Consider the following 4,486-nt stretch of genomic DNA (forward strand, 5'->3'; position numbering starts at 1 on the left):
GGGGAGCCAGTGGATGGTGGTGCCCGGGGGTGCGGTGATCTCGTCCCGGACGTCCTCGGGGGCCGGGACTTCGAGGAACACCTCGGCCGGCAGCGCCTCGGGGGTCTGGGCGGAGCGTTCCAGGATGGAGGCAAGCGCCGGCAGGGCGCTCTCGTCACCGACAAGAAGCTGCCAAGCGGCGCCAGCGGTGGGGGCGTAGCTGTATCCCTCGTCCAGAAAGGACACCTTCGCCCCGGGCTGGGCAGCCAGTGCCCACTGGGGTTTGTGGGAGCCGTTGCTTTCGTGGAGCGAGATTTCGATGTCGAACGCTAGCGCCTGGGGCCTGAAGCGCCGGATTGAGTACGTCCTGACCCGCGGTCGCCGTTTGGCGGAGCCTTGCAGGGTGAGCTGGAGAATCCACCGCTCACTGCTCGGGAGGAAGACGTCGTCATCGTCGGGGTCGGCGAAGAAGAGGCGACCGGACTGGTCGAACCCGGACTGGTCGAGGTGCTGGACGTCGTCTCCGCCCAGCGTGATGGACATGAAATGCGGGCTGATCTGCTCACTGGCCTGGACGGTCAGCGACAGCATCTGCCGCCTGCGCGGGCGCTGGATTCGGGGAGTCATCGCCAGCAGCTCTCACGTCTGCGTGCGCGGGTCTCAATGCTCATGAGCCCACTGTGGCTCCGGCACGATCGCCGTACCACCGGTAAACTGACGCCTTATGCCGAAAGACCGCCAACCTTCGACGGTGCCCGCAGCAGTCGAGGAAGCGACGCCGCAAGGGGCAGGGTGGCTACCGCACGGTTACCAGCTCGATCCCCACTCACACGTCCAGGGGCAGGTCGTGTACGCCGCTGCCGGAGCGCTGGCCACGGCGACGGAGCGCGGGACCTGGGTCGCCCCGGCCAATCGGGTCACGTGGACGCCGCCGCATTTCGCGCACTCCCACCGCTTCTACGGCCAGACCGACGTCCGCGTGCTCACCGTCCCGCTCGACCTGTGCGGGGAGCTCGTGGAGCATCCCAGCGTGTTCGCGGTGAGCCCTCTGTTGCGGGAGGCGCTCCTGGCGCTCACCGATCGGCCGGAGAGGCGGCCCGGTGCGCACCGCAGACTGCTCACCGTGATCGTGGATGAGCTCGCCGATGCCGCCGAGCAGTCCCTGCATCTGCCCGAAGCCAGTGACGACCGGCTGCGTGCCGCTACCGCTCTTCTGCATGAGGATCCGGCCCGGCCCACCACCCTGGCGGAGCTGGGGCGGATGGTGGGGGCCAGTGAGCGCACGCTGAGCCGCCTGTTCCATACCGAACTGAGCATGAGTTTCCACCGCTGGCGCACCACGCTGCGCATCCACCACGCCCTGGCGCACCTCACCGAGGGCATGTCCGTCACCGAGACCGCCGTGGCGTGCGGGTGGTCCAACCCCTCCAGTTTCATCGACGCCTTCACCGAGGTCGTCGGCCAGACACCCGGCCGCTATCAGGCAGACCTGCGCAACGAAAACAGGTAGCCGGACCCGTTTCAGTGCTCGGATGCGCCCCGGTGCCGCACACACCAAGAGGTTGGCGGCTTTTCGGCATCTCCTGTCCAATCACCGGTGGTGTGCTGCTTGGGCCGGGTTCCAGAGTGGTGACTGTACGCCGCACCACCCGGGCGGCTCCGTCGTTCGCGCCACCGGCGCGATCGACCACCGCTTTGAGCAAGGAGGCTCGCACACACATGACCGAGACACGCGAAAGCACGACCGTCGTCATCATCGGGGCCGGCGTCGCCGGCCTGACGCTCGGCAACTTCCTGCTGCGCAACGGCATCGACTGCATCGTGCTGGAAAAGCACCCCCGCGCCTATGTCGAACAGCGTCAGCGCGCCGGGACCATCGACGGCTTCGGGGTCCGCATGCTCCGCGAGTGGGGCCTGGAGGAGGTCCTGGCGGGCAACCCCATCCCGGAGAGCGAGGGCGGCTTCTACATCGACGGACAAGCGATGCCGATCGACGTGGACGACAACAACGAAAGCCTCTACTGCCCGCAGCAGGTCCTCGTGCGCAACCTCACGGAAGTCTTCCTGCGCGACGGCGGAGACCTCCACTACGAAGCCACCGACGTCTCCCCGCAGAACATCACCAGCGATCGCCCCGTCGTCCGCTACCAGGACGCCGACGGCTCGGCGAAGGCCATCGACTGCGACTTCATCGCAGGCTGCGACGGCTTCCACGGAGTGAGCCGGCGCTCCATCCCCGCCTCCGCCCTGACCCAGTACTCCCACGAGTACAGATACAACTGGCTCAGCGTCCTGGCCGCGGTGCCAACCAGCCCGTCCGGCATGGCCATCCACGACCTGGGCCTGGCCGGCATGATTCCCCGGGGCCCGCAGGCCAGCCGCATCTACCTTCAGTGCTCGGTTGACGACGCCCCCGAGCAGTGGCCGGACGAGCGCATCTGGAGCGAACTGGAAGCCCGCTTCGGCTGCCCCGTGTCGACCGGCGAGATCATTACCAAGCAGATCGTGCCGCTGCGCAGCGTGGTGTTCGACCCGATGAGCTACGGCAAGCTGTTCCTCCTCGGCGACGCGGCCCACATCGTTCCTCCGATGAGCGCCAAGGGCATCCACCTCGCCCTCCACGACACCGAGATCTTCGCCCGCGCCGTCATCCGCCAGGTCAAAGAAGGCGATTCCAGCCTCCTCGACAGCTACTCCGAGACCTGCCTGCCGCACATCTGGAACTACCAGGCGTTCGCGACCTGGATCACCGACACCATGCACAACGCCGGCTTCACCGGCTACGAAGGCGAGTTCCGCAAGCAAGTCGCCCGCGCCGAACTGCAGCGCCAGTTCACCTCGGACGCGGCGAACAAGCTGTTCAGTGAACTCACCGCCGGAACCAACTAGCCACACTCGCACTCCAGCCGTCGCGCATCCGGCCGGATCACGCTGCGTCGTCCGCGCCCAGCTACGCAGCGTTCAGGCAGCGCCGACACCCAGAGCCCCACCTGCCCGGCAGCTACGCTCGAGTCCCACAGCAGAGGTTCCTTTGCCCCATCCCAATGCCCGACTCACCGTGCACGGCAGACGGCTCCTGATCGACCGGGTTCGGGCCGGCAGGCCCGTCGCGCACGTCGCCGATGAAATGGGCATCCCCCGCGCTACCGCCCACAAATGGGTCCGGCGCTGGCGAGCCGAAGGCGATGCCGGCCTGTACGACCGCTCCAGCCGCCCCCTGACCACTCCGCACCGCACCCCCGCCGACGTCGAGAACCGCATCTGCGAGCTACGGCGCGAACGCAAACTCGGCCCCGCACGCATCGGTCCGATCCTGGAAATGCCCGCCTCGACGGTCCATCGTGTCCTGACCCGCCATCAGCTGAACCGTCTGCGCTGGATGGACCGGCCCACCGGCCAAGTCATCCGCCGCTACGAACGCGAGCGTCCCGGCGAACTGATCCACGTCGACATCAAGAAGCTCGGCAACATCCCCGACGGCGGCGGACATCGGATCATGCCCCGCCAGCAGGCCACCGGCAACCGGCAGGCCACAACCGACGCCCGCAAGGGCGGCAGCCCCGTGATCGGCTACAGCTTCGTCCACACAGCCATCGACGACCACACCTGGCTCGCCTACAGCGAGGTCCTGCCCAACGAACGCAAAGAGACTGCCTCCGCATTCTGGCGGCGCGCGAACGCCTTCTTCACCGACCACGGCATCACCGTCGAGCGCGTCCTCACAGACAACGGCTCCTGCTATAGATCCCAGCTGTTCGCCCACACTCTCAACGCCGCCGGGATCACCCACAAACGCACGCGCCCCTATCGCCCACAGACAAACGGCAAGGTCGAGCGCCTGAATCGCACCCTGCTCGACGAGTGGGCGTACGTGCGCCCGTATTCCAGCAACGCCGAACGCACCGAAGCTCTGGCGGACTTCTTGCACACCTACAACTACCACCGGTGCCACACTGCACTCGGTGGTCACCCGCCCATCAGCCGCGTCAACACCCCTGCGGGTCAATACACCTAGACCGCGTCCCACACCGCCCGCATAGACACCGCCGATATGGCCCTGGGCATTGTCAGACAGGCCCTAGTGCTGGGTTCCTCTTTCGCTGGGTATATGTCCTGGTGGCGGGGTAGTTGATAGTGCTCGGGGGCGGGTGCTGGACGATGGTTTTAGGGGCACGGCCGGGGCGTGATGAGGACGAGCGGTCTGTCGTTCGCCGGTTGTCGCGGGCGAGGAAGGCTCCGCGGGATGCGGTGATGCGGGCGAGGATGATCGAGCTGAGCTGGTCGGGGCTGCGGGTGCCGGCGATCGCCGTGGAACTGGGCTGCAGCCAGAAAACGGTCCGGTGCTGGCTGCACCGCTTCAACCGCTCGGGTCTGCAAGGGTATGTCGTCTCAATCTAACTGCAAGCATCTGACTATCTATAGACACTTTGACCTGCAAGGACGCAAAGATTGAGACGATGTTTGTCCGGCTTTTAGTCAACTTATTTGCGCTTTGACCTGCAAGGAT

General features: G+C 66.5%; 5 protein-coding genes. 4 read left to right on the plus strand and 1 reads right to left on the minus strand.

Going from position 1 to position 4,486, the window contains the following annotated elements; all coding sequences use genetic code 11:
- The coding region (locus tag ACNFOC_RS51335; protein ID WP_416965855.1) for a siderophore-interacting protein at nt 1-606 on the minus strand (606 nt) is incomplete at its 3' end.
- A gap of 97 nt (nt 607-703) precedes the next feature.
- Here ACNFOC_RS51335 and ACNFOC_RS51340 point away from each other — a divergent pair.
- The 4 genes from ACNFOC_RS51340 to ACNFOC_RS51355 all read left to right on the plus strand — a co-directional run bounded on the left by ACNFOC_RS51340 (nt 704) and on the right by ACNFOC_RS51355 (nt 4,377).
- Nucleotides 704-1,489: a helix-turn-helix domain-containing protein gene (locus ACNFOC_RS51340; protein WP_416965856.1), complete on the plus strand. Its 786-nt coding sequence runs from the start codon at nt 704-706 to the stop codon at nt 1,487-1,489.
- A gap of 209 nt (nt 1,490-1,698) precedes the next feature.
- Nucleotides 1,699-2,868, plus strand: a complete 1,170-nt coding sequence (locus ACNFOC_RS51345; RefSeq protein WP_416965857.1) for a 4-hydroxybenzoate 3-monooxygenase — start codon at nt 1,699-1,701, stop codon at nt 2,866-2,868.
- A 142-nt stretch (nt 2,869-3,010) separates the two neighbouring features.
- On the plus strand, nt 3,011-3,994 hold the full coding sequence (locus ACNFOC_RS51350) for an IS481 family transposase (RefSeq protein WP_416965858.1): 984 nt from the start codon (nt 3,011-3,013) through the stop codon (nt 3,992-3,994).
- A gap of 236 nt (nt 3,995-4,230) precedes the next feature.
- A complete protein-coding gene (locus ACNFOC_RS51355; RefSeq protein ID WP_416965859.1) occupies nt 4,231-4,377 on the plus strand; it encodes a helix-turn-helix domain-containing protein in 147 nt (48 codons plus the stop codon).
- Nucleotides 4,378-4,486: the final 109 nt, after the last annotated feature.

Origin of the sequence: Streptomyces colwelliae, from assembly GCF_048158785.1 — a bacterium.
Taxonomy (GTDB): Bacteria; Actinomycetota; Actinomycetes; order Streptomycetales; family Streptomycetaceae; genus Streptomyces.

Bases quoted from the DNA above. Each gene is read 5' to 3' on its own strand.
- ACNFOC_RS51340 (WP_416965856.1), top strand. From the start codon at position 704: ATGCCGAAAGACCGCCAACCTTCGACGGTGCCCGCAGCAGTCGAGGAA.
- ACNFOC_RS51345 (WP_416965857.1), top strand. From the start codon at position 1,699: ATGACCGAGACACGCGAAAGCACGACCGTCGTCATCATCGGGGCCGGC.
- ACNFOC_RS51355 (WP_416965859.1), top strand. From the start codon at position 4,231: ATGCGGGCGAGGATGATCGAGCTGAGCTGGTCGGGGCTGCGGGTGCCG.